Source organism: Nocardioides sp. (genome assembly GCF_050246775.1).
Classification (GTDB): domain Bacteria; phylum Actinomycetota; class Actinomycetes; order Propionibacteriales; family Nocardioidaceae; genus Nocardioides.
On record NZ_JBFWVK010000003.1, the window covers coordinates 1 to 23,033 of the forward strand.

Here is a 23,033-nt window from a genome sequence, read left to right on the forward strand (position 1 = left end):
GCAGAAGACCGATCACTGACAAAATTGTCAGAATTATCGATTAACTACCAAAGGAACCGTCAACTCACACCCCCACCAAAAAGGCAGAGGAACAAGCCAGACGGGTTAAAATTAATTCGTCGACTATGACACACTGTTGAGTTCTCAAGGATCAAGCGCAATCCGCCGCGCAGCCTCTCGGCCTTGCTAACGGGCAACCTGACAAAACTTACCGGAGTTGGAGCAGCCGGTCAAACCGGGCCCTCCGCGTCGCTGTCACCGCGTGCCTCCACCCCGAACACCGGCCAGATGGCCTGTCAGGGGGAGCCGCTTGCGGCGACAAGATGAAACTCTACCAGAGTCCAACCGGTCGCCAAATCCGGGGGCGGACCGGGCAGCGCCACGCTCAGGCCCCGTCGCGGCCACGCCCGCGGGCCAGCGCGGCTCGGTAGCGAGTGACCGTGGGTTCTCCGGGCAACCAGAAGCGCCAGGGCGTGGTGGCAGCCTGGCGCAGCCCTACTCGCGGTCCCGCCGAGGAGTTCGTGGGCGGCTCCGGATCGAGTTCGAGTCGTATCGGACCCCGAGTGAGGTCGGTCCCGTTGGCCGGCAGTTCGATGCCGAGCGCCCGGCAGAGCACCCCGGGCCCGCTCGCGAGCCGGTGATCGGCGACCCCCGGTCGTCGGGTGCGCACGATCTCGACCCCTTCGGTCACCTCGCCGGCGCGCAGCAGAACAGCACCAGCCTCCCCGTCGCGGCCGGTCACCACGTTGGCGCACACATGGATCCCGTAGGAGAGGTAGCAGTACAGGCGTCCCGGTGGCCCGAACATGATGTCGCTGCGCGGCGTACGTCGAAAGGCGTGTGAGCCAGCGTCGTCGGCACCGCCGTACGCCTCGACCTCGGTCAGGCGCAGCGTCACCCCACCGACGCTGAGCCGGGCACCGAGCAGAACCGGTGCCACCTGCGGCGCCGGGTGGGCCAGGGCCTCGAGCAGCTCAGGCAAGCCAATCCCGATGGCCAGCCACCACTGCCGCGACCTCAGCGAGCTGCTCACGTACCCGCTGTGGTGCCGTCCCGCCCCGGGCATCTCGCGATGCCGTGGATCCCTCCACCGTCAGGACCTCGCGAACCGCCGGTGTCAGGTGGGGCGAGATGTCTGCGAACTGCTGGTCGCTGAGATCCTCCAGGCCGATACCGAGCTCCTCACAGCGGCGCACGCAGGATCCAGCCACCTCGTGGGCCACCCGGAACGGCACCCCCTGCTTCACCAGCCACTCGGCCACATCGGTGGCCAGGCTGAAGCCCTGCGGGGCGAGCTCTCGCATGCGGCCGGTGTTGAACGTCAGGGTGGCGATCATCCCGGAGAAGGCCGGGAGCAGCACCTCGAGCGTGTCGACGGAGTCGAAGACTGGTTCCTTGTCCTCCTGCAGGTCCCGGTTGTAGGCCAAGGGCAACCCCTTGAGCGTGGTCAGGAGACCGGTGAGGTTGCCGATGAGTCGACCGGACTTGCCCCGGGCCAGCTCGGCGATGTCCGGGTTCTTCTTCTGCGGCATGATGCTCGATCCGGTCGACCACGCGTCGTGCAACGTGGCGAAGCCGAACTCGCGGGTGGTCCAGAGGATGACCTCCTCGGCGAGCCTGCTCACATCCACCCCGATCATCGCGGTCACGAAGGCGAACTCCGCGACGAAGTCCCGGGCCGCGGTCCCGTCGATCGAGTTCGCACTCGACCCGGTGAACCCGAGCTCGGCTGCCACCGACTCCGGGTCCAGCCCCAGACTCGAGCCGGCGAGCGCCCCGGAGCCGTACGGCGACTCGGCGGCCACCCGGGCGTCCCAGTCGCGCAGCCGCTGGACGTCACGCAGGAGCGGCCAGGCATGCGCGAGCAGGTGATGGCTGAGCAGGACGGGCTGGGCATGCTGCAAGTGAGTGCGCCCGGGCATGATTGCCCCGAAGTGCGCCTCCGCCTGGGCCTGCAGGGCGCCGACCAGGTCAAGGACCCCCGAGGCGACACTGCGCGCGTGGTCACGCAGGAACGCCTTGAACAGGGTGGCCACCTGGTCGTTTCGGCTGCGACCGGCGCGGAGTCGGCCGCCGACCTCGGCGCCGATCTCGTCGAGGAGCAGCCGCTCCAGCGCACCGTGCACGTCCTCGTCCGATGGGTCAGGGTGCAGGTCGCCGGCGGCGAAACGGGCCGCTAGAGCGTCCAGACCTCGGTGCAGCTGCGCCAGGTCGTCGTCGCTCAGCAACCCCGCACCGTGCAGCACGTTGGCGTGAGCGTGAGAACCGGCCAGGTCATAGGGGGTCAGCCGCCAGTCGAAGTGGGTGGAGCGGGACAACGCGTCGAGCTCCGGACTCGGGCCGCCCTCGAACCGGGCTCCCCAGAGCTTGCCCTCGTTGGTCTGTTCGTCGGTCACGGAGCCAGCATGTCAGTCGAGGGCACGGCCGACCGAACGGATCCGGATGTCGGGAGCAGCGAGTCGCTCGGCATTCGCCTCCAGGTCGTCGACCTCTTCCTGGGACTCCCGCTCGGCGGCCACCCGTGCGGTGTAGGCCGCGACCTCATCGGTCACCCGAGCCGCGTCCCACCCGAGCCGAGGTGCCACCAGGTCGGCCACCGATCTCGCCGCAGTGACCCCACGGTCGGGCGTCTCGATCGAGATCCGGGTACGTCGAGTGAGCAGGTCGTCGAGGTGCAGGGCGCCTTCGTGGGTGGCGGCGTACACGAGCTCGACCCGCAGGTACTCCTCCGCGCCGTCGAGCGGCTCGAGCAGGTCAGCAGCTCCCTCGGCGAGCTCGAGCAACTCGGTCATCATCGATCCATAGCGGTTCAGCAGGTGGCTGATGCGCCAGACCGGGAGCCCGTGGCGGGCCGCGAGGCGGTCGAGCTGGTTCACCAGCGCGTGGTAGCCCTCGGCACCCAGGAGCGGGATGTTCTCGGTGACGCTGTCAGGGACCCCGCTGCCCAGGTCGGCGCGGGCCGCGTCGATCGCATCGGCAGCCATCACCCGGTAGGTGGTGTATTTGCCGCCTGCGATCGAGATCAGGCCGGGCTGGGGCCGTGCGACGGCATGTTCACGAGACAGCTGCGAGGTGCCCTCGTCCTCCCCCGACAACAGGGGACGCAGGCCGGCGTACACGCCCTGGATGTCGGCCGGGGTCAGCGGCACCGCCAGAACGGCGTTGACGCGCTCGAGGAGGTAGTCGATGTCGCTCCGGCTAGCAGCAGGGTGCGCCTTGTCCAGCTCCCAGTCGGTGTCGGTGGTGCCCACGATCCAGTGGGTGTTCCAGGGGATCACGAAGAGCACCGACTTCTCGGTGCGCAGGATCAAGCCGGTCTCGGAGTTGATCCGGTCTCGCGGCACCACGATGTGCACACCCTTGGACGCCCGCACGTGGAAGCGCCCGCGACCGCCGGCCATGGTCTGGATGTCGTCGGTCCAGACGCCGGTGCAGTTGACCACCACGCTCGCCCGCACGTCGACCTCGGCATCGGTCTCGACATCGTGCACCTTGGCACCGACCACACGCTCTCCCGCGCGCTTGAGGCTCACGACCCGCGCGGAATTGACGAGGGTGGCGCCGTATGCCGCTGCGGTCCGCGCCACGGTGAGCGTGTGGCGGGCGTCGTCGGTCTGGGCGTCGTAGTAGAGCAGCGCCCCGGTGAGGGCTTCGCGCTTCAGCGCCGGCACCATCTGGAGGGCCTTGCTCCGAGTGAGCTGGCGATGGCGCGGCAGTGAGCTGGCTCCACCCATCGTGTCGTAGAGCGTGAGCCCGGCGGTGACGTAGGGACGTTCCCAGACGCGGTGCTTCAAGGGGTAGAGGAACGACACCGGTTTGACCAGGTGGGGTGCGAGGCGGGTCAGCATCAGCTCACGCTCCTTGAGCGCCTCACGCACGAGCGTGAAGTTGAGCTGCTCCAGGTAGCGCAGCCCCCCGTGGAACAGCTTGGAGCTGCGCGAGGAGGTCCCCGACGCGAAGTCGCGCTGCTCCACCAGAGCCACCGAGAGTCCGCGGGTGGCGGCATCGAGGGCAGCGCCGGCGCCCGTCACCCCTCCCCCGATGATCAGGACGTCGAACTCACGCTCGCCCAGCGAGCGCCACGCCCGCTCGCGGTAGTCGGTGTCGATCCGGCTCGGGGTCGGCATCGCGGGGTGCTCCTTCAAGTCGTCCACTTGGCAGGTACATCATCTCCTGCCTAGGGTCACCTGCCATGGCCGCCCCGACGTACGTCCTCTCGATCGACCAGGGCACCACCAGCACGCGGGCGATGATCTTCGACCACGCGGGGAACGTCATCGCTCGCGACCAGATGGAGCACCAGCAGATCTTTCCGCGCGCCGGATGGGTCGAGCACGACGCCATCGAGATCTGGACCAACACCCGCGAGGTCATCGGCGGCGCGCTCGCGAAAGCCAACCTCAACAGCCGCAACATCGCCGCGGTGGGGATCACCAACCAACGCGAGACCGCCGTCGTCTGGGACGCCGCCGACGGGCAGCCGGTGCACCACGCGATCGTGTGGCAGGACACCCGCACGCAGAAGATCTGCGACGAGCTGGCCGCTGAGCTCGGCACGGACCGCTACAAGGCCACGACCGGGCTGCCGCTGGCGACGTACTTCGCCGGACCGAAACTGAAGTGGATCCTCGACAACGTCGAGGGAGTGCGCGAGCGTGCAGAGGCCGGCGAGCTGCTGTTCGGCACGATCGACACCTGGGTGCTGTGGAACCTGACTGGGGGCGCAGAGAACGGCGGGGTGCACGTCACCGATGTCACCAACGCCAGTCGCACGATGCTGATGGATCTCTCGACCCTGGCCTGGGACCCGCAGATCGCCGAGGACATGTCGATACCGCTCTCGATGCTGCCCGAGATCCGCTCGTCCTCGGAGGTCTACGGCGAGTGCAAGCCCGGCATCCTCAACGGCACGCCCGTCTCCGGCATCCTCGGCGACCAGCAGGCCGCCACCTTCGGCCAGGCCTGCCTGGAGGTCGGCACGGCCAAGAACACCTACGGCACCGGCAACTTCATGCTGCTCAACACCGGCACCGAGCCCATCGCCTCCGAGCACGGTCTGCTGACCACGGTCTGCTACCAGATCGGGGACTCCCCCGCGGTCTACGCGCTCGAGGGGTCGATCGCCGTCAGCGGGTCCCTGGTGCAGTGGGTGCGCGACAACCTCGGGCTGATCCGGTCGGCGGAGGAGATCGAGACGCTCGCCGCGAGCGTCGAGGACAACGGCGGCGCCTACTTCGTGCCCGCCTTCTCCGGTCTCTTCGCGCCCCACTGGCGCGCGGACGCCCGAGGCGCACTCGTCGGCCTCACCCGCTACGTGAACAAGGGCCACATCGCGCGCGCGGTCCTCGAGGCCACGGCCTTCCAGACCCGCGAGGTGCTCGACGCCATGAACGCCGACTCCGGCGTCCCGCTGCGCGAGCTCAAGGTGGACGGAGGCATGGTCGTGAACGAGACCCTGATGCAGTTCCAGGCCGACCTCCTGGGCGTGGACGTGGTTAGGCCCAAGGTGGCCGAGACGACCGCCCTCGGAGCGGCGTACGCCGCAGGGTTGGCCGTCGGCTACTGGGAGTCTGAGGCCGACATCACGGCCAACTGGGGTGAGGACAAACGCTGGCGCCCGCAGATGGACACCGAGGAGCGCGAACGGCTCTACCGCAGCTGGAAGAAGGCCGTCACGAAGACCCTCGACTGGGTCGACGAGGACGTCGACTGATCGGCCTCAGCGGGCCAGCGCTCGCCGCGCCGCGATCTTGCTCGGCAGCCCCCACAGCTCGACGAACCCCTTCGCCAGTGACTGGTCGAAGACGTCACCGGCGTCGTAGGTCGCCAGGTTGAAGTCGTACAGGCTCTCGGCCGAGCGTCGGCCCGAGACCACGGCCCGGCCGGCGTGCAGGGTCATCCGGATCTCGCCGCTGACTCGCTGCTGGCTCTCGGTGATGAAGGCCTCGAGGGCTTCCTTGAGGGGTGAGTACCAGAGGCCGTCGTAGGCCAGTTCGCCCCAGCGCTGGTCGACTCCGCGCTTGAAGCGCGCCACGTCTCGTTCGATCGTGACGTTCTCCAGCTCCATGTGGGCGGTGATCAGTGCGATCGCCCCGGGCGCCTCATAGATCTCGCGACTCTTGATACCGACCAGGCGGTCCTCCACCAGGTCCAGTCGGCCCACACCCTGGGCGCCGGCGCGACGGTTCAGGGTCTGGATGGCCTGCAGGGGCGTCACCGGAACACCGTCGATGCTGGTCGGCACGCCAGCGGTGAACCCGATCAGGACCTCGTCCGCCTCGCGGGGCAGGGCCGGGTCCTCGGTGTAGGAGTACACATCCTCCACCGGCGGGTTCCAGATGTCCTCGAGGAACCCGGTCTCCACGGCGCGACCCCACACGTTCTGGTCGATCGAGTACGGCGACCTCTTGGTGACGTCGATCGGGAGGTCGTGATCGATCGCGTAGTCGATCGCCTTCTCCCTGGTCCACGCGTAGTCCCGCACCGGGGCGATGACCTGCAGGTGCGGCGCGAGAGCACCGATGCCCACTTCGAAGCGCACCTGGTCGTTCCCCTTGCCGGTGCAACCGTGGCTGACCACGTTGGCTCCGTGCGCGGCGGCCGCGGCCACCAGGTGCTTGACGATCAACGGCCGGCTGAGTGCCGAGACGAGGGGGTAGCGATCCATGTAGAGGGCGTTGGCCTGGACCGCGGGGATGCAGCAGTTCTCGGCGAAGTCGTCGCGGGCGTCGACCACGAGGGACTCCACCGCGCCGCACGACAGGGCGCGTCGGCGGATGTCCTCCATGTCCTCGCCGTCCTGGCCGAGGTCGATGGCGACCGCCACGATCTCGGCTCCGGTCTCCTGGGCGAGCCAGCCGATGGCGACGGAGGTGTCGAGACCTCCGGAATAGGCGAGTACGACGCGGTCAGGCATGGGTGTCCGATCTGGTGCTGGAGCGTGGGGGGTGGTCAGCTGTGGTCGGCGTTGGACCGGTCGGCCAACGCCAGGAATCGTCGGGCCAGCTCGGCCCCGCCCTGGGGCTCACGGCCGATCACCAGCACGGTGTCGTCGCCTGCGATGGTGCCCAGGAGGTCGGGCATCTCGGACTTGTCGAAGGCGCTGGCCAGGAACTGGGCGGCACCCGGCGGGGTGCGCAGGACGACGAGGTTCGCACTTGACTCCGCGCTCACCAGGAGCTCGCCGCACAGCCGGGCGAGGCGGGCCGCTGCGAAGGCGGAGTCGCGGGCCGGAGCGGGTCGCCGGTCGCCTCCCTCAGCCGGGACCGCGTAGACCAGCGCCCCATCGCGCGCCCGCACCTTCACGGCGTCCAGCTCGAGCAGATCACGACTCAGGGTGGCCTGGGTGACGTGGACCCCACGCGCTGCGAGGAGTTCGGAGAGCTCGGTCTGGGAATGCACGTCGTGATGGCCCAGCAGCTCGATGATCTGCTGCTGGCGAGCGTTCTTGGTCAGGGGGCTCAGGGCCATGTCGCTCATCGCGTGTCGTCCGGCGCCGTCGCACCGTGCGCCTCGAGCAACCAGGTCAGGATCGCCTTCTGCGCATGGCGCCGGTTCTCGGCCTCGTCCCAGACGACGCTACGGGGGCCGTCGAGGACCTCGGCGTCGATCTCCTTGCCGCGGTAGGCAGGCAGACAGTGCAGCACGATCGCGTCGGCCGTGGCCCCGGCCAGGAGCGTCTGCGTCAGGGAGTACGGCGCCAGCGCCGCGAGGCGCTCTGCTGCTTCCTCCTCCTTGCCCATGGATACCCAGGTGTCGGTGATCACCACGTCACTGCCGCGCACCGCCCTCTCCGGGTCGCGCTCGAGGGTCGCCGAGCCGCCTGTGCGGGCCGCGATGGCCGCTGCCCGGTCCACGACCTCGAGCGAGGGCTCGTAACCCTCGGGAGAGCTGACCACGACGTGCAGACCGGCCGTGGCCCCGGCGAGCAACCACGAGTTGCCCATGTTGCAGGCGCCGTCACCGACGAACGCCACCTTGAGGCCCGCGAGGGCACCCTTGTGCTCCTGGATCGTCAACAGGTCGGCCAACAGCTGGCAGGGATGGAAGTCGTCGGTGAGGGCGTTGACGACCGGCACGCCGGCGTACTGCGCCATCTCGTCGAGCTTGGTCTGCAGGTCGGTGCGCCACACGATCGTGCTGGCCTGGCGGCCCAGGACGCGCGCCACGTCTGCCACCGACTCACGCACCCCGATCCCGGCCAGGCGCCCGTCGAGCGCCATGGGGAAGCCCCCGAGCTCGGCGACGCCGGCCGCGAAGGAGGCCTGGGTGCGCAGGGTCTGCTTGTCGAAGATCAGCGCCACCGTGCGGGGACCCGCCAGCGGCTTGCTCGCATACGGCTCGGCCTTCAGCCTCGCAGCAAGCGCCAGCACCTGCTCCTGCTCCCCCGGTGACAAGTCGTCGTCGCGCAGGAAGTGCCGGGTCATGAGAGGTCCTCCTGCTGGTCGAGAATCGCCGGCCAGGCGCCCAGGAACGCCACCGCATCGTCCTGGGTCAGGACGAGAGGTGGTGCCAGGCGGATGGCGGTAGGCGTCGGGTTGTTGACGATGAAGCCGGCAGCCTGAGCGGCCTCAGCCACGCCGGCCGAGACCGGTGCGGCGAGCTCGATGCCGATCAGGAGCCCTTCGCCGCGGACCTCGATGACGCGTGGGTCAGCGGCCAGGCCGTCGCGCAGCTTCTGGCCCAGCACGGTGACGTGCTCGAGCAGTTCGTCGGCCTCGATCGTCGCGATCACGGCCAGAGCCGCGGCAGCGGCCACCGGGTTGCCGCCGAAGGTGGTGCCGTGATTGCCCGGTTGCAGGAGCGTGGCCGCCTGCCCGAACGCCAGGCACGCCCCGATCGGGATCCCGCCGCCCAGGCCCTTCGCCAGCGTGATGAGGTCCGGCACCACGCCCGAGGCGGTGTGAGCGAACCAGGCACCCGTCCGGCCCATGCCGGTCTGCACCTCGTCGAGCCACAGCAGAGCGCCGTGCTGGTCCGCGATGTCGCGCGCAGCCCGGAGGAATCCGTCGGGAGCGACGATGACGCCGGCCTCGCCCTGGATCGGCTCGACCAGGACCGCAGCGGTCTCCTCGGTGACTGCGGCCGCCAGGGCGTCCACGTCACCGAACGGCACGAAGGAGACCGTGCCTGGCAGCGGCGCGAAGGGGTCGCGGTAGGCGGCCTTGGACGTGAGCGCGAGCGCTCCCATCGTGCGGCCGTGGAAGGAACCCTCCATCGCCACCACGTGCGTGCGTCCGGTGCGGCGCGTGGCCTTGAAGGCCGCCTCGTTGGCCTCGGTCCCGGAGTTGGTGAAGAACACCTTCCCGTCCGGCTGGTCGATGAGCGCGAGCAGCTTCTCTGCCAGCGCGATCTGCGGTTCGCTGGCGAAGAAGTTCGAGATGTGGCCGAGCGTCGCGAGCTGGGTGCTCACCGCTTCGACCAGGGCTGGATGCGCGTGTCCCAGGGCGTTGACGGCTATGCCGCCGAGGAGGTCGACGTACTCCTTGCCGTCGGTGTCCCAGACATGCGCGCCCCGCCCTCTGACGAGGGCGAGCTTCGGCAGCCCGAAGGTGTTCATCACCGAGGCGGTGTAGCGCTCCTGCCATGAGCTCACGGTTTGACCGCCTTCCGGATCCGCGTCTCCACGCCGGGGAGCACCTGCGTGCCGACGCCCTCGTCGGTGAAGATCTCGACCAGTACGGCGTGCGGCTCACGGCCGTCGACGACCGTGGCCCGGGGCACTCCGTTGGTGACGGCTTCCAGGCAGGCTGCCATCTTGGGAACCATGCCGGCGGCCAACGAGGGCATCAGGTCCGCCAGCGACTCGGGGCTGATCTCGCCGATCACGTCCTCACTGGCGGGCCAGTCGCGGTAGAGACCCTCGACATCGGTGAGCACGAGGAGCTTGGCGGCGCCCAGCTCGACCGCGAGCGCCGCGGCTGCGGTGTCGGCATTCACGTTGTGGACCAGTCCGTTGGCGTCCGGCGCCACGCTGGAGATCACCGGGATGCGTCCGGCCGCCACCAGGTCGAGCACCGCCTCGGGGCGGACTTTGGCGACCTCACCGACCAGCCCGAGATCCACCTCTTCGCCATCGACGATGGTGTTGGTCTGCTTGGCCTCGAAGAGGCCGGCATCCTCTCCGGACAGCCCCACGGCCAGCGGACCGTGCTCGTTGATCAGGCCGACCAGCTCGCGCTGCACCTGACCGACCAGGACCATGCGCACCACGTCCATGGCCTCCGGCGTGGTGACCCGCAGCCCGCCCCTGAACTCCGACTTGATGCCGAGCCGGTCGAGCATGGAGGAGATCTGCGGTCCACCCCCGTGCACCACGACCGGCTTGAATCCCGCGAACCGCAGGAACGCGATGTCCTCGGCGAAGGCGCGCTTGAGGACGCCGTCGGTCATCGCGTTGCCGCCGTACTTCACCACGATCACCTCGCCGTGGTACTTCTTCAGCCAGGGCAGGGCGTTGGCCAGGATGCTGGCGCGGCTGCTCATGACGAGTACGCGCTGTTCTCGTGGACGTAGGCGTGGGTCAGGTCGTTGGTCCACACCGTGGCCCGTTCCGGGCCCGCCTTCAGGTCGATCGTGACGCTCACCTCGCGGCCGGTCAGGTCGACCTCGGTCGGGTCGGCGTGCGGGGTCGACCTCCGGCAGACCCACACCCCGTTCATGGCCACGTCGAGATCCGCCGGGTCGAAGGCAGCCGTCGTCGTCCCGATGCTGGCCAGGACACGTCCCCAGTTGGGATCGTTGCCGAAGATGGCGGCCTTGAAGAGATTGGACCGGGCAACCGAGCGGCCGACCTCGATGGCCTCGTCCTCGGAGGCGGCGTTGAGCACGGTGATGGCGATCTGGTGATCCGCCCCCTCGGCATCGCCGAGCAGTTGCATGGCCAGGTCCGTACAGGCCTGCGTCAAGGCGGCTGCGAAGTCGTCCGGACTCGGCGTGATGCCGCTGGCCCCGCTGGCCATCACCGTGACGGTGTCGTTGGTGGACATGCACCCGTCGGAGTCCAGGCGGTCGAAGCTCACCCGAGTGGCTGCCCGCAGTGCCTGGTCGAGCTCGCTCGCGGGCACGATCGCGTCGGTGGTGAGGACGACGAGCATGGTCGCCAGCTGGGGCGCCAGCATGCCGGCCCCCTTGGCCATGCCACCGATCGACCAGCCTGCTCCCTCGACCACGACCTCCTTGCACACCGAGTCGGTGGTCATGATCGCGGTCGCGGCCGCCGTACCGCCGTCGGGGCTGAGCTCGGCGTAAGCCGCGTCGACCCCGTCGAGCAGGTTCTGGCGAGGGTTGCTCAGACCGATGAGTCCGGTCGAGCAGACCACGACGTCGATCGCGCCGATGCCCAGGCGTCCGGCCACCTGCTCGGCAACGGCGTGGGTGGTCTGGAACCCCTCGGGGCCGGTGTAGCAGTTGGCTCCCCCGGAGTTGAGGACCACGGCGCGCACGACGCCGTCCTTGACCACCTCCTGGCTCCACAGGATGGGGTTGGCCTTGCAGCGGTTGGCGGTGAACACGCTCGCGGAGTCGTAGGTGGGACCCTGGTTGACGACGAGCGCAAGATCCTTGCCACCGCTGGACTTGAGTCCTGCGGCGACGCCGGCGGCGACGAAGCCGGCTGGGGTGGTGACGGTCATTTCTTCTTCTTCCGGGCAGGAGTGGCGGGGATCGCGACGGTGACCTCGTGTCCCGATCGTCGCCACACCTCGGCGGCCCGGTCCGCGTCGTCAGCCCCGATGAGGATCCAGTCGGTGTCGTACGTCGAGATCGTGAAGACGCTGATCTCCGCCTCGGCCAGCGGAGTCAACAGCTCGACCAGGACGCCGGTGAGGGCGAAGTCCAGCGGCCCCTCGACCTCGAAAGCCGTGAAGGGGCGCTGGTGCACGGACTTGCGCGGCACGTTGCGCGAGGCGCACACGACCGAGGTCTCCGTGGCGGTCGCAGTCACCGAGAAGATCGAGGACGACTCGGCCCACGACGGGACCTCGGTCCCGGGGCCGAGCCGGACGACGGCGAGGTTCTCGGGGAACTGGTTGAGCTTCATGGTGCGACTCCCACGGTGCTGAGCCCGGTGGTCTCGTCGAGACCGAGGGCAAGGTTCATGCACTGTACGGCGGCACCGGCCGTGCCCTTCGCCAGGTTGTCGATGGCTCCGACCACCACCAACCGACGGGCGGCCACATCCACGGTCACCTGCAGGTGCACGGCGTTCGACCCCATCACGGACTTGGTCTGCGGCCACTGGCCCGCGGGCAGCAGGTGGATGAACGGCTCGTCCGCGTAGGCCTCGGCATAGGCGGCGTAGGCATCCGCCTCGGTGAGCGGCGCCGCGAGAGGGGCACTGCAGGTGGCCAGGATGCCGCGCGACATCGGCACCAGCAGGGGGGTGAAGCTGACCCGCAGGTCGCCGTGGGTCAGGGCGCCCAGGTTCTGCTGGATCTCCGGCGTGTGGCGGTGCACGCCCCCGACCCCGTAGGCGCTGGCGTTGCCCATCACCTCGCTGCCCAGCAGATGGGTCTTGGCGGCCTTGCCGGCCCCCGACGTGCCGGAGGCGGCGACGATGACGACATCGGGCTCGACGAGCCCGGCGGTGATGGCCGGTGCCAGGGCCAGGCTGGAGATGGTCGGGTAGCAGCCCGGGACGGCGACCCGGCGAGCACCTTGGAGCTGCTCGCGCTTGCCCGGAAGCTCAGGGAGTCCGTAGGGCCAGGTGCCCGCGTGGCTGGAGCCGTAGAACTGCTCCCACACCTGCCCGTCCTCCAAGCGGAAGTCGGCGCCGCAATCGATCACCACGGTCTCGGCGCCGAGCTGCTGGGCGAGGTCACCGGACTGGCCGTGGGGCAGGCCGAGGAAGACGACGTCGTGACCTCGCAGTGTCTCGAGCGTCGTCTCCGCGAGGACCCGGTCGGCGAGCGGCACCAGGTGCGGCTGCAGGGCGGCCAGTGACTCCCCCGCGTTCGACCCGCCGGTCAGCGCCCCGATCTGGACCGATGGGTGGCCCAGGAGCAGGCGGAGCACCTCGCCGCCGGCGTACCCGCTGGCACCGGCGACCGCGACGGAGTAGGTCTGCATGTGCATGACCATACATTGTCTTGCATGATTCTGGATAACCCGTTCGCTCTGTGATCCCGAGCCACCTAGCGTGGCCGCATGAGCCGACTCGAATTCAGCGCCTACCGTGACCATCTCGCGGCGGAGTCCCGCCGCTTCCGCGATGTCCTCGCCGACTGCGACCCCGCGGCGAGGGTGCCGGGCTGCCCGGACTGGGACGCCGCCGACCTGCTGTGGCACCTGACCGGCGTCCAGCACTTCTGGGCGAGCATCATCAACCAGCGGCCGACCGGACCCGAGTCCCTCGAGGAGCCGGTCCGGCCCGAGGGGTACGGCGCCCTGCTGGAGGCGTTCGACACCGCCTCCAGCGGGTTGGTGGCGGCCCTGGATGCGGCCGAACCGGGCGAGGTGGCCTGGAGCTGGGCACCGGAGCAGACCGTCGGCTTCACGTTCCGTCGCCAGGCACACGAGGCCCTGATCCACCGTCTCGATGCCGAGCAGACCGCCGGCGAGGTCACGCCCCTGGACACCGCGCTCGCCGCCGATGGGGTGGACGAGGCACTGGCGGTCATGTTCGGCGGGTGCCCCGATTGGGGCACTTTCATCGGTGTCGCGCACTTCGTGCGGGTGGATCTGACCGACACACACGAGTCGATCTGGGTCGAGCTGGGGCAGTTCACCGGGACCGATCCGGACACCGAGGTCACCTACGACGAGCCCGACATCTCCGTCGTACCCGCGCCGGCCGTGGAGGCCGACGCCGTCGTCTCAGGCACCGCCGCCGAGCTGGACGCCTGGCTGTGGCGTCGCGGCGACGACGAGAACATCTCGGTCACCGGCAACCGCGACGTCTACGACAGGTTCCGCGCCGCCGTCAACAACCCCATCAACTGACCTGTCAGCGCTGGGTGGCGCCGAGCCGATCAACGGCGAGCTTGACCGCCGCGTCCCGGGCGGCAGCTGCCTCGCCCTCCTTCAGGGTCCGGTCCGTGGCCCGGAAACGCAGGGCGAAGGCCAGGGACTTCTTGCCGGCGCCGACCTGGTCGCCGGTGTAGACGTCGAAGAGGCGGATCGACTCCAGCAGCGCGCCGGCACCCTCCCGCAGCGCGGCCTCGACATCGGCAGCCGCCACACCCACGTCCACGACGAGCGCGACGTCCTCCTTGGCCACCGGGTAGGACGAGAACCGGGGCCCCGGTGTGATCGCAACCGCGTGCTGCAGGAGCAGCTCGAGGTCGATCTCAGCAGCCCCGGAGCGCTTCGGCAGGCCGTAGGCAGCACACACCCTGGGGTGCAGCTCCCCGGCCCAGCCCAGCCTGGTCTCGCCGACGCGGATCTCCGCGCAACGACCGGGGTGCCAGGGCGCCATCGCCGCCGCGCTGACCTCGAGGCTCACCCCGAGCGCGGAGGCGACCGTGCGAACCGCGCCGATCGCGTCGGCCCAGGATCCCTCCCGACCCTCGCCCCACCATCCGTCGAGCTCACGGTTGCCGGTGAACGCGACCGCCAGGTGCAGCGGCTGGTGAGGCACGGCCTTCTCGATGGCCGCCCACTCGTCCTCGGTCGGGCGCCGGTCGACGCCCAGGATGGGCGCGGCCTCGTTGCCGGTGGGCAGGAAGACCAGGCTGCTCTCGAACAGCGCCGCATCGCCGTTCCCGCGGCCCACGTTGCGGCCCAGAGCACGCAGGATGCCCGGCAGCAGCGTCGTGGTGAGCTGCGGCTCCTCGGCGTTGAGCGGGTTCGCCATCCGCAGGGTGCGGCGCCGCGCGTCATCCTCAGGAAGTCCCAGCTTGTCCCAGTCGGCGTCCCCGACGAAGGGGTAGGTGATCACCTCGGTGAACCCGGCCCCGGCCAGGGCCAGGCCGATCCGCCGGCGCAGGCGCTGCTCGCTGGTGTACCCCCCGCCTGCAGGGGCGGCGGGCAGGACTGACGGCACCTTGTCGTAGCCCACGATCCTGGTCACTTCCTCGACCAGATCGTAGGGATCGGTCAGGTCGGGGCGCCACGACGGAGCCGTCGCGACCAGGTCGGCACCGTCGGTGCGGACGGCACAGCCGACCGCCTCCAGACAGGCCAGGGCGGTCTCGGGCGAGATGTCCATGCCGGTCACCCGCGCCGCAAGATCGGCCGCGACCCGGATGGTACGGCGGGCCGGCGGCGTGCCGACCACGGTGACTCCGGGATCGAGCGTGCCGCCGCCGAGCTCGACCAGGAGGCTGACGACGCGGTCGGCCGCAGCGGCGGACAGTTCGGGGTCGACCCCGCGCTCGTTGCGCTTGCCTGCCTCAGAGGTGAGCTTGTGGCGCTTGCCGGTGCGGAACATCGAGACGGCGTCCCAGTGAGCCGCCTCGACCAGCACCCGGGTGGTCGTGGCAGACAGCTCCGTCTCGGCACCGCCCATGACCCCGCCCAGACCGATGGCTCCTCGGTCATCGGTGACGACCAGGTCCTCCACGTCGAGCGCCCGGTCCACGCCGTCGAGGGTGACCAGGTGTTCGCCGGGCAGCGCGCGGCGTACCCCGAGGGAGCCCCGCAGGGTGTCGGCGTCGTAGCCGTGGATCGGGTGACCGAGCTCGAGCATCACGTAGTTGGTGATGTCGACGGCCAGTGAGATCGGTCGCATGCCGGACTGCTGGAGCCGCCGGGCCATCCAGTCGGGGGTCGGTGCCTGAGCATCGAAGCCGGTCACGAGCCGCGCCACGAACACCGGGCAGCCGATGGGGTCGGCGACCTCCACCGGGTGGCCCTGGTCGTTGGCCGGCGGAACCGACCGGTCTGCCGGATCGAGGAACTCGATACCGTAGGCGAGAGCGGCGTCGCGGGCGATCCCCCGCAGCGAGAGCGCATAGGCCCGGTCCGGATTGATCTCGAACTCGATCACCGCGTCGTCCAGCGCCAGCACCGCGAAGGCGTCGTCCCCGGGCTCACCGGCGTCTGCGGGCAGGACGATGATCCCGTCGTGGTCCTCGCCGATGCCCAGTTCGCGCGCCGAGCAGATCATGCCGGCCGACACGTGGCCGTAGGTCTTGCGGGCGCTGATCTGGAAGTCCCCGGGCAGTACGGCGCCGGGCAGGCACACGACCACGAGGTCGCCCACGACGAAGTTGTGAGCCCCACAGATGATCCCCTGGGGTTCGCCGGTGCCGTTGGCGTCGCCGACGTCCACGGTGCACCAGTTGATCACCTTGCCGTTCTTCTGCGGCTCCTTCTCGAGGGTCAGCACCCGGCCCACGACCAGGGGACCGGTGATGGCGTCACCGGGCTGCTCGATGCCTTCGAGCTTGAGCCCGAGCATGGTGAGCCGGTGGGTGAGGTCCTCGAGGGTCGCCTCGGGGGGCAGGTCGACGTACTCCTGGATCCAGGACAGGGCGGCCTTCATCAGATCTCCACTCCGAACGGCTGGGTGAACCGGATGTCACCGTCGAACACGTCGCGCAGGTCCTCGACGTTGTGGCGGAACATCAGCATCCGGTCGATCCCGAAGCCGAACGCGAACCCCGAGTAGACCTCCGGGTCGATGCCGCAGGCGGTCAGGACGCGCGGGTTGACCACTCCGCAGCCGCCCAGCTCGATCCAACCCTCGCCGCGACAGGTCCGACAGGCGTCACTGTCGACACCGCGACACACGAAGCAGACCATGTCCATCTCGGCTGACGGCTCGGTGAACGGGAAGTAGGAGGGCCGGAACCGGGTCGAGATGCCCTCGCCGAACAGGGCCTGGGTCATGTGGTCCAGGGTGCCCTTGAGGTTGGCCATCGTGATGCCCTTGTCGACGACCAGGCCCTCGATCTGATGGAAGACCGGCGAATGCGTGGCGTCCACCTCGTCGGTGCGGTAGACCCGCCCGGGGCACACCACGTAGATGGGAGGCTCGCGGGTCAGCATGGTCCGGGCCTGTACCGGCGACGTATGGGTACGCAGCACCAGCGCCGCGTCGGCCGGCTCCAGCCAGAACGTGTCCTGCATGGTGCGGGCCGGGTGGTCGGCGCCCATGTTCAGGGCATCGAAGTTGAGCCACTCGGCCTCGACCCACGGACCTTCGGCGACCTCCCAGCCCATCGAGACGAAGACGTCGGACAGGCGCTCGGACATGGTGGTGATCGGATGGCGGGCGCCGACGGGCCGGCGGTCGGTCGGCAGCGTGACGTCCACGGTCTCCTCGACCAGCATCCGTTCCTCGTGCTCGGCCTCCAGCACCACCAGGCGGGCGGCGAGCGCGCCGTTGACAGCACCACGTGCCTTGCCGACCCGCTGTCCGGCCTCCTTGCGAGCCTGGGGCGGCAGCGCGCCGATCTCCCGGTTGGCCAGGGCCATCGGGGAACGGTCGCCGGTGTGCTCGATGCGGGCCTGCTTGAGCTCGTCGAGGTCGGTGGCCGCAGCGAACGCCTGGATCGCGGCCTCCTGCATCGCCTCGATCTCGTCAGCGCGCAGCGGGGTGACCTCGACAGGGTCGTAATCGGTGTTCGGGCCCGACATGACTGCCTTTCCGGCGGTGGATCCCACGAGTGGTGAACGGATGGAACGCGGTGGAACGTGCCAAGTCTAGGAACCCGGTCGCGTCGCCGGCGACCGGGTTTGCCTCCTGGCTACTTCACGATCGAGGAGGTGACCCGCGGGGCCCTCGCACCGAGGAAGAAGATGCCGGGCAGTCCGGCTGTCTCGAAGCCCAGGCTGTCGTTGCGGCGCAGGGTCGAATGGGCGATCGCCATGCGCCCGGTGCGGTCGTTGCTGACGAAGAACACCGCCCCGCCACCTTCGTTGGCCACGTTGTCGGTGATCTCGGTGCCGCGCAACGACAGGGTGAACCGGTTGCCGTCGAGGTAGATCGCTCCCCCGCTGCCGCCACCCTGGGTGCCGCTCCGGGCCGGGTTGGCGCCGTGGCCCACTGCCCGGTTGTTCGTGAAGACACTGTTGAGCACCACCCACGACACCCCGATGCTGCTGATCGCGCTGCCGTTGCTGCAGCGCCCGCCCGAGAAGGAGCTGTTCACGACGTAGACCGGCCGGCCGTCGAACTGCGACAGCACGCGTACGGCGGCTCCGCCGATGTCGGGCCCTCGTCGTTCACACCGGTTGGCGCGGAACTGCGAGTTGACGATCTTGACTCGCCCGCCGCGAACGAAGATCGCGCCTCCTCCGCCACCGTCGTAGGTGGCGCCGGTGGAGTTGCCGTGGGCGAACCGCAGGTTCTGCACCACCAGGCGGGGGCTGTTCTGGTTGTCGCAGTGCGAGGTCGTCCAGCCCTGCCGCGGGTCGCAGGTGTTCATGTAGAGGATGCGCCGGGCGTTGCCGCCGTCGAGCGTGACGAGTCCGCGCCCGTCCAGGACCACCCGCGGACCGTGGGCGTTGACCACCTTCGCGGTGCTCTTGAGGCGAATGGTGACCGGGTCCGGCCCGCAGTTGAACCTGATGACTCCGCCTGCGGCCACCGCCCGCACCACGGCGGCCGACGTACAGCTCGCGGGGGTGCCACGGCCGATGTAGCGGTCGGGGTCGGAGGTGTTGACGGCCCTGGCCTTGGCTGGCACGGGCACCCGCGCCACCCCGTCTCCGGGAGCGGCCCAACCCGAGGTCCTGGTGCTCGGGGTGGGGTTGGGTGCTGCCGTGTCGGCGACCGCGGTGGAGGCGGGCAGGGCCAGTGTCGCGCAGCAGACGAGGGTGACGAGGTGTCGGCGCCGGGGGGAGACCATTCGAGCGATGCTAGCGAAGACGTCGCGCTGCCTCATCTAGGTTGTGCCCGTGACGCATGCACTGATGCAACTCCTGAGGTTCACGTGGCTGGAGTTGAAGTCCTGTGCGTTCGCCTTCGGAATCTTCGCGGGGCTGGTGCTGGTCCGCGTCGTACCGCTGCCGATCGAGGCGTACGACGCGATGCTGGTCTGGTGCCTGGTGCTGACCTTCGGGTTCTGGGCGCTGGGCTGGGAGTCCTGGCGCGAGGTGCTGGTCATCTTCGGCTTCCACGCTCTCGGCCTGACCCTGGAGCTCTTCAAGGTGCACCAGGGTTCGTGGGTCTATCCGGGCGAGGCGGTCACCAAGATCGGCGGGGTGCCACTGTTCGCGGGCTTCATGTACGCCTCGGTGGGTTCCTACATCTGTCAGGCCTGGCGGCACTTCGAATTGCGGGTGTCGCACTATCCCGCCCTCCCGACGACGCTGGTCGCGCTCGGGATCTATGCGAACTTCTTCACCCACCACTACCTGCCCGACGTACGGATCGCCCTCGCGGTCGCGCTGGTGCTGGTGCTCTGGCGGTGCCGGGTGCACTTCACCGTCGGCGCCGAGCGCTACCGGATGCCGCTCTCCCTCTCCTTCCTGCTCATCGGCGCCTTCCTCTGGCTCGCGGAGAACGCTGCGACGTTCCTCGACGCCTGGAGGTACCCCGGGCAGGTGGATGTGTGGGAGGCCGTGCACGCCACGAAGCTGGGTGCCTGGGCGTTGCTGGTCTCGATGAGCTTCGTGCTGGTCGCCAGCGTCAAGGCGCAGGAGGGTCGCCTCTACCACGTGCCGAGCGAACCGGACGTGACCGGCTGAGGGCCGCTACTCGGGCCGACGGTCCTCGGCCGGCCAGGACAGCATCACCCGGGCACCGCCGCTCGGTGAGTCCCCGATCTCCACGGTGCCACCGTGCGCGCGCATCAGACCGTTGACGATGTACATGCCCAGCCCCGAGCCGCCCCGGACCCCGTGCTTCCAGAACTTGGTGAAGACCCGCTGGCGGATCTCGACCGGGATGCCTTCGCCCTCGTCGTCGACGGTGAGGAGCACCCCGTCGTACTCGTGGTCCGGCGGCAGCCGGCGGGCGGTGACGACCACCAGTCCGTCGCCGTGCCGGATGCCGTTCTCGACGAGGTTGGTGACCACCTGGGTGAACTTGTCGGGATCAGCGCTGATCTCGGGCAGGTCATCGGCGAAGTCGGTCTCGATCTCGCGTGCCGTGCCGGCCGCGACGGAGTCGACGATGCGGTCGACCAGCACCGTGACCTTGCTCGGGCGCGGGTAGAGCGACAGTCGTCCGGTGTCGATCCTGGCCACGTCGAGCAGCTCGGTGATCAGTCGGCTCAGTCGATCGGCGTCCGCGTTGACGGTGGCGAGCATCAACTTCTTCTGGTCGTCGTTGAGCTTGTCCCAGCGGTTGAGGAGGGCCTGCACGAAACCCTTGACGCCGGTGAGCGGTGAGCGCAGCTCGTGGGCCACGGTGGCGACCAGGTCCGAGCGCTCCCGGTCGAGTCTGGCCCGGCCACGACCCGAACGCAGGCTCAACGCAACGCCCGTCACGGGTCCGAGCTTCTCGGCGCGCAGGATGCGGGCGGTGACCAGGACCTCGAGCCCACTGGGCAGCGTCCAGGACTGCTCAGGAACGCCGGTCCGGGTGCGGAGGCCGTCATAGGGGCAGTTGACATCGAGCCAGGTGGCCCCGTCCTGGTCCTGCAGGCGCAGTACGTCGCGCAGCTTGCGCCCGACCACCTCGTCGCGCGAGACACCCAGCAGGGAGCAGCCCATCTGGTTGACGAACTCGACCAGACCGGAGTCGTCGGCGATGACGACACCGTCGGCGAGCGAGTCCATCGTGAGTTGCGCGAGCGAACTGGGCACGACGCTCAGCCTACTCAGACAGCGTCGTCAGAGGCTCGGGCTGCGTTGCGCGCGGGCGCTGGCGTAGAGGCAGACGGCGGCGGCGGTGGCGAGGTTCAGGCTCTCGGCGCGGCCGTGGATCGGGATCGACACGCGCTGGTCGGCGGCGCGAGCCAGCTCCTCAGGCAGACCCCATGCCTCGTTGCCGAAGAGCCAGGCGGTGGGTCGGCTGAGCAGGTCATCGGCCTCGAAGAGGTCGACCTCGCCCTTCCCATCGGCCGCGAGCACGACGAGTCCGGCCCTCTGGGCAGCCCGGACCGCGGCGAGCGGGTCCTCCACCGAGGCGATCGGGAGATGGAACAGGCTGCCGACGGTGGCGCGGACGGTCTTGGGGTTGTAGGCGTCCACCGAGTGCCCGCTGAGCACCACCGCATCGGCTCCGGCAGCGTCCGCGCAGCGGATCACCGTGCCGGCATTGCCGGGGTCGCGGACGTCGGCGCACATCGCGACGAGGCGCGGGGCCCCGTCCAGGACGTGCTCCACAGGGCGGTCGAGGAACCGGCAGACCGCCACCACGCCCTGTGGCGAGACGCTGTCGCTCAGCGAGGCCAGCGCCCGCTCGTCGACCAGGTGCCACGGCTCGCCGTCGCGGCGCAGGCCGGCGTACGCCTCAGACGCCTGGGGGGTGGCGAAGACCTCGACCACGCACCCGGGCACCGACATCGCACCCTCGACTGCCTTGGGGCCGTCGGCGAGGAACAGCCGGGACTCGGCCCGAAATGCACGACGGGCGAGCTTGCGCGCGTTCTTGACCCGGGTGTTGCCGCTGGTCAGCGGCACCGGTGGGTCAGCGCGGAAGCTCGCCACGTCCTCGTCCATCGACTCGTGTGGTTGCAAGGAGGTCGCTGAGCGACCTCCTCGACCAGCGAGGGTCAGGCAGTCGCCTCGACCTTGGGGGCGTTGACGTCCTCGGGCAGGGCAGCCTTGGCGGCCTCGACGAGGGTTGCGAACGCGGCCGGGTCATTGACGGCGAGGTCGGCCATGATCTTGCGGTCGACCTCGATGCCGGCCAGGCCGAGGCCCTGGATGAAGCGGTTGTAGGTCATGCCGTTGGCGCGCGCCGCAGCGTTGATCCGCTGGATCCAGAGCTTGCGGAAGTCGCCCTTGCGCTTGCGGCGGTCGTTGTAGCTGTAGACCAGGGAGTGGGTGACCTGCTCCTTGGCCTTGCGGTAGAGCCTGGACCGCTGACCGCGGTATCCGCTCGCCCGCTCGAGGACGACCCGGCGCTTCTTCTGGGCGTTTACTGCCCGCTTGACGCGTGCCACTGTGTTACTCCTTCACGAATTGGTGCGTAGTGCTGGTGTCCGACTGAGCCGACCACCGACTGGGTGGGGCTCGGTCAGAGACCGAGAAGCTTCTTGGCGCGACCGGTGTCGGCCTTGGCGACCTCGACGGTGCCGGTCATGCGACGAGTCACCTTGGAGGACTTCTTCTCCAGGTTGTGGCGCTTGCCCGCCTTCTCGCGCAGGATCTTGCCCGACCCGGTCACCCGGAAGCGCTTGCTGGCACCGGAGTGCGTCTTGTTCTTCGGCATGTGTTTCTCTCTCCTCGGTGATGCAGTGGCCACGCATGGGCGTGGCCACCGACGAACGTGGGTCAGGCTTCGATCTCGGGGTCGAGGTTCTCGGAGCGACCCTTCTCCTTCTTGGGCGCCGGAGCCCCGTGCGAGGCCTTCAACTCGGCGCGCTCCTCCGCCTCGGCAGCGGCGCGCTCGGCGGCGCGGGTCTCCTTCTCGGCCTTCAACTCGACCTTGGCCTCGGCCTTCTTGCGGTGCGGGCCCAGGACCATGATCATGTTGCGGCCGTCCTGCTTCGGGGAGCTCTCGACGAAGCCGAGGTCCACGACATCTTCGGCCAGCCGCTGCAGCAACCGATAGCCGAGTTCGGGACGGTGCTGCTCGCGACCGCGGAACATGATCGTGATCTTGACCTTGTCACCGGCGCGCAGGAAGCGGACGACGTGGCCCTTCTTGGTCTCGTAGTCGTGGGCGTCGATCTTCGGACGAAGCTTCATCTCCTTGATGATCACGTTCGTCTGGTTGCGGCGCGCCTCACGAGCCTTCTGGGCGTTCTCGTACTTGAACTTCCCGTAGTCCATGAGCTTGCAGACCGGGGGGCGTGCCATCGGTGCGATCTCGACGAGGTCCAGGTCGGCCTCCTGCGCGAGCTTGAGCGCCTCGCTCGTGGGAACGATGCCGACGGTCTCGCCACTGGGGCCAACGAGGCGGACCTCGGAAACCCGGATCCGGTCGTTGATGCGGAGCTCTGTGCTGATGTGTCCTCCAAGGTTGGTGGGTGGAGGCCATCGCGCCTGAAATGCACAATGGCTCCCGCTGCTGCCAGCGGAAGCCAGTC

General features: G+C 69.2%; 22 protein-coding genes. 3 read left to right on the top strand and 19 right to left on the bottom strand.

The genetic code is table 11. From position 1 onward, the window contains the following. Positions 1 to 385 precede the first annotated feature (385 nt). From AB7I40_RS14985 to glpD, 3 genes are read right to left on the bottom strand one after another with little or no spacing between them, the layout of a single operon-like run. Positions 386 to 982 (bottom strand): DNA-3-methyladenine glycosylase, encoded by a 597-nt coding sequence (locus tag AB7I40_RS14985; protein WP_428345891.1) that lies wholly within the window; start codon positions 980 to 982, stop codon positions 386 to 388. Beyond that, entirely contained in the window at positions 975 to 2,396 is a 1,422-nt protein-coding gene (argH, locus tag AB7I40_RS14990) for an argininosuccinate lyase (RefSeq protein WP_428345890.1), read from the bottom strand. Before argH ends, AB7I40_RS14985 begins: the two co-directional genes overlap by 8 nt. Before the next feature lie 12 nt (positions 2,397 to 2,408). Next, the gene (glpD, locus tag AB7I40_RS14995; protein ID WP_428345889.1) at positions 2,409 to 4,127 is read right to left on the bottom strand and encodes a glycerol-3-phosphate dehydrogenase; all 1,719 of its coding nucleotides are present in this window, start codon (positions 4,125 to 4,127) and stop codon (positions 2,409 to 2,411) included. 65 nt (positions 4,128 to 4,192) lie between these two features. Here glpD and glpK point away from each other — a divergent pair, with 65 nt between their 5' ends. Continuing rightward, on the top strand, positions 4,193 to 5,713 hold the full coding sequence (gene glpK / locus AB7I40_RS15000; protein ID WP_428345888.1) for a glycerol kinase GlpK: 1,521 nt from the start codon (positions 4,193 to 4,195) through the stop codon (positions 5,711 to 5,713). A 6-nt stretch (positions 5,714 to 5,719) separates the two neighbouring features. On the opposite strand, the gene AB7I40_RS15005 is transcribed toward glpK, so the two are convergent. The 8 genes from AB7I40_RS15005 to argC are packed head-to-tail and all read right to left on the bottom strand — an operon-like array spanning position 5,720 to position 13,074. Continuing rightward, entirely contained in the window at positions 5,720 to 6,916 is a 1,197-nt protein-coding gene (locus AB7I40_RS15005; protein WP_428345887.1) for an argininosuccinate synthase, read from the bottom strand. Positions 6,917 to 6,951: 35 nt separating this feature from the next. Next, on the bottom strand, positions 6,952 to 7,479 hold the full coding sequence (locus AB7I40_RS15010; RefSeq protein ID WP_428345886.1) for an arginine repressor: 528 nt from the start codon (positions 7,477 to 7,479) through the stop codon (positions 6,952 to 6,954). Then, complete coding sequence (argF, locus tag AB7I40_RS15015; RefSeq protein WP_428345885.1) at positions 7,476 to 8,426, bottom strand: ornithine carbamoyltransferase; 951 nt, start codon at positions 8,424 to 8,426, stop codon at positions 7,476 to 7,478. Before argF ends, AB7I40_RS15010 begins: the two co-directional genes overlap by 4 nt. Beyond that, the gene (locus tag AB7I40_RS15020) at positions 8,423 to 9,559 is read right to left on the bottom strand and encodes an acetylornithine transaminase (protein WP_428345897.1); all 1,137 of its coding nucleotides are present in this window, start codon (positions 9,557 to 9,559) and stop codon (positions 8,423 to 8,425) included. The genes argF and AB7I40_RS15020 overlap by 4 nt, the downstream gene beginning before the upstream one ends. Positions 9,560 to 9,591: 32 nt before the next feature. Continuing rightward, the gene (gene argB, locus AB7I40_RS15025) at positions 9,592 to 10,485 is read right to left on the bottom strand and encodes an acetylglutamate kinase (protein ID WP_428345884.1); all 894 of its coding nucleotides are present in this window, start codon (positions 10,483 to 10,485) and stop codon (positions 9,592 to 9,594) included. Beyond that, a complete protein-coding gene (gene argJ, locus AB7I40_RS15030; protein ID WP_428345883.1) occupies positions 10,482 to 11,633 on the bottom strand; it encodes a bifunctional glutamate N-acetyltransferase/amino-acid acetyltransferase ArgJ in 1,152 nt (383 codons plus the stop codon). Before argJ ends, argB begins: the two co-directional genes overlap by 4 nt. Further along, a complete protein-coding gene (locus AB7I40_RS15035; protein WP_428345882.1) occupies positions 11,630 to 12,040 on the bottom strand; it encodes an ACT domain-containing protein in 411 nt (136 codons plus the stop codon). The genes argJ and AB7I40_RS15035 overlap by 4 nt, the downstream gene beginning before the upstream one ends. Then, the gene (gene argC / locus AB7I40_RS15040) at positions 12,037 to 13,074 is read right to left on the bottom strand and encodes an N-acetyl-gamma-glutamyl-phosphate reductase (RefSeq protein WP_428345881.1); all 1,038 of its coding nucleotides are present in this window, start codon (positions 13,072 to 13,074) and stop codon (positions 12,037 to 12,039) included. Before argC ends, AB7I40_RS15035 begins: the two co-directional genes overlap by 4 nt. A gap of 72 nt (positions 13,075 to 13,146) precedes the next feature. Between argC and AB7I40_RS15045 the strand changes: the two genes are divergently transcribed. Beyond that, entirely contained in the window at positions 13,147 to 13,941 is a 795-nt protein-coding gene (locus AB7I40_RS15045; protein ID WP_428345880.1) for a maleylpyruvate isomerase family mycothiol-dependent enzyme, read from the top strand. Between the two features lie 4 nt (positions 13,942 to 13,945). On the opposite strand, the gene pheT is transcribed toward AB7I40_RS15045, so the two are convergent. From pheT to AB7I40_RS15060, 3 genes are all read right to left on the bottom strand, one after another. After that, positions 13,946 to 16,426 (bottom strand): phenylalanine--tRNA ligase subunit beta, encoded by a 2,481-nt coding sequence (gene pheT, locus AB7I40_RS15050; RefSeq protein ID WP_428345879.1) that lies wholly within the window; start codon positions 16,424 to 16,426, stop codon positions 13,946 to 13,948. Further along, entirely contained in the window at positions 16,426 to 17,523 is a 1,098-nt protein-coding gene (gene pheS, locus AB7I40_RS15055; RefSeq protein ID WP_428345878.1) for a phenylalanine--tRNA ligase subunit alpha, read from the bottom strand. The genes pheT and pheS overlap by 1 nt, the downstream gene beginning before the upstream one ends. Before the next feature lie 110 nt (positions 17,524 to 17,633). After that, positions 17,634 to 18,737: a hypothetical protein gene (locus tag AB7I40_RS15060; RefSeq protein WP_428345877.1), complete on the bottom strand. Its 1,104-nt coding sequence runs from the start codon at positions 18,735 to 18,737 to the stop codon at positions 17,634 to 17,636. 49 nt (positions 18,738 to 18,786) lie between these two features. Here AB7I40_RS15060 and AB7I40_RS15065 point away from each other — a divergent pair, with 49 nt between their 5' ends. Beyond that, positions 18,787 to 19,578, top strand: coding sequence for a DUF817 domain-containing protein (locus AB7I40_RS15065; protein WP_428345876.1), 792 nt, complete (start codon positions 18,787 to 18,789; stop codon positions 19,576 to 19,578). Between the two features lie 6 nt (positions 19,579 to 19,584). Here AB7I40_RS15065 and AB7I40_RS15070 read toward each other — a convergent pair whose 3' ends face one another. The 5 genes from AB7I40_RS15070 to infC form a co-directional block, all read right to left on the bottom strand. Next, positions 19,585 to 20,640 (bottom strand): ATP-binding protein, encoded by a 1,056-nt coding sequence (locus tag AB7I40_RS15070; RefSeq protein ID WP_428345875.1) that lies wholly within the window; start codon positions 20,638 to 20,640, stop codon positions 19,585 to 19,587. A 27-nt stretch (positions 20,641 to 20,667) separates the two neighbouring features. Next, positions 20,668 to 21,498 (bottom strand): TrmH family RNA methyltransferase, encoded by an 831-nt coding sequence (locus AB7I40_RS15075; RefSeq protein WP_428345874.1) that lies wholly within the window; start codon positions 21,496 to 21,498, stop codon positions 20,668 to 20,670. Between the two features lie 53 nt (positions 21,499 to 21,551). Next, on the bottom strand, positions 21,552 to 21,944 hold the full coding sequence (gene rplT / locus AB7I40_RS15080) for a 50S ribosomal protein L20 (protein WP_428345873.1): 393 nt from the start codon (positions 21,942 to 21,944) through the stop codon (positions 21,552 to 21,554). Between the two features lie 74 nt (positions 21,945 to 22,018). After that, positions 22,019 to 22,213 (bottom strand): 50S ribosomal protein L35, encoded by a 195-nt coding sequence (gene rpmI / locus AB7I40_RS15085; RefSeq protein ID WP_428345872.1) that lies wholly within the window; start codon positions 22,211 to 22,213, stop codon positions 22,019 to 22,021. Positions 22,214 to 22,275: 62 nt separating this feature from the next. Then, positions 22,276 to 23,031: a translation initiation factor IF-3 gene (infC, locus tag AB7I40_RS15090; protein WP_428348110.1), complete on the bottom strand. Its 756-nt coding sequence runs from the start codon at positions 23,029 to 23,031 to the stop codon at positions 22,276 to 22,278. Positions 23,032 to 23,033 lie beyond the last annotated feature (2 nt).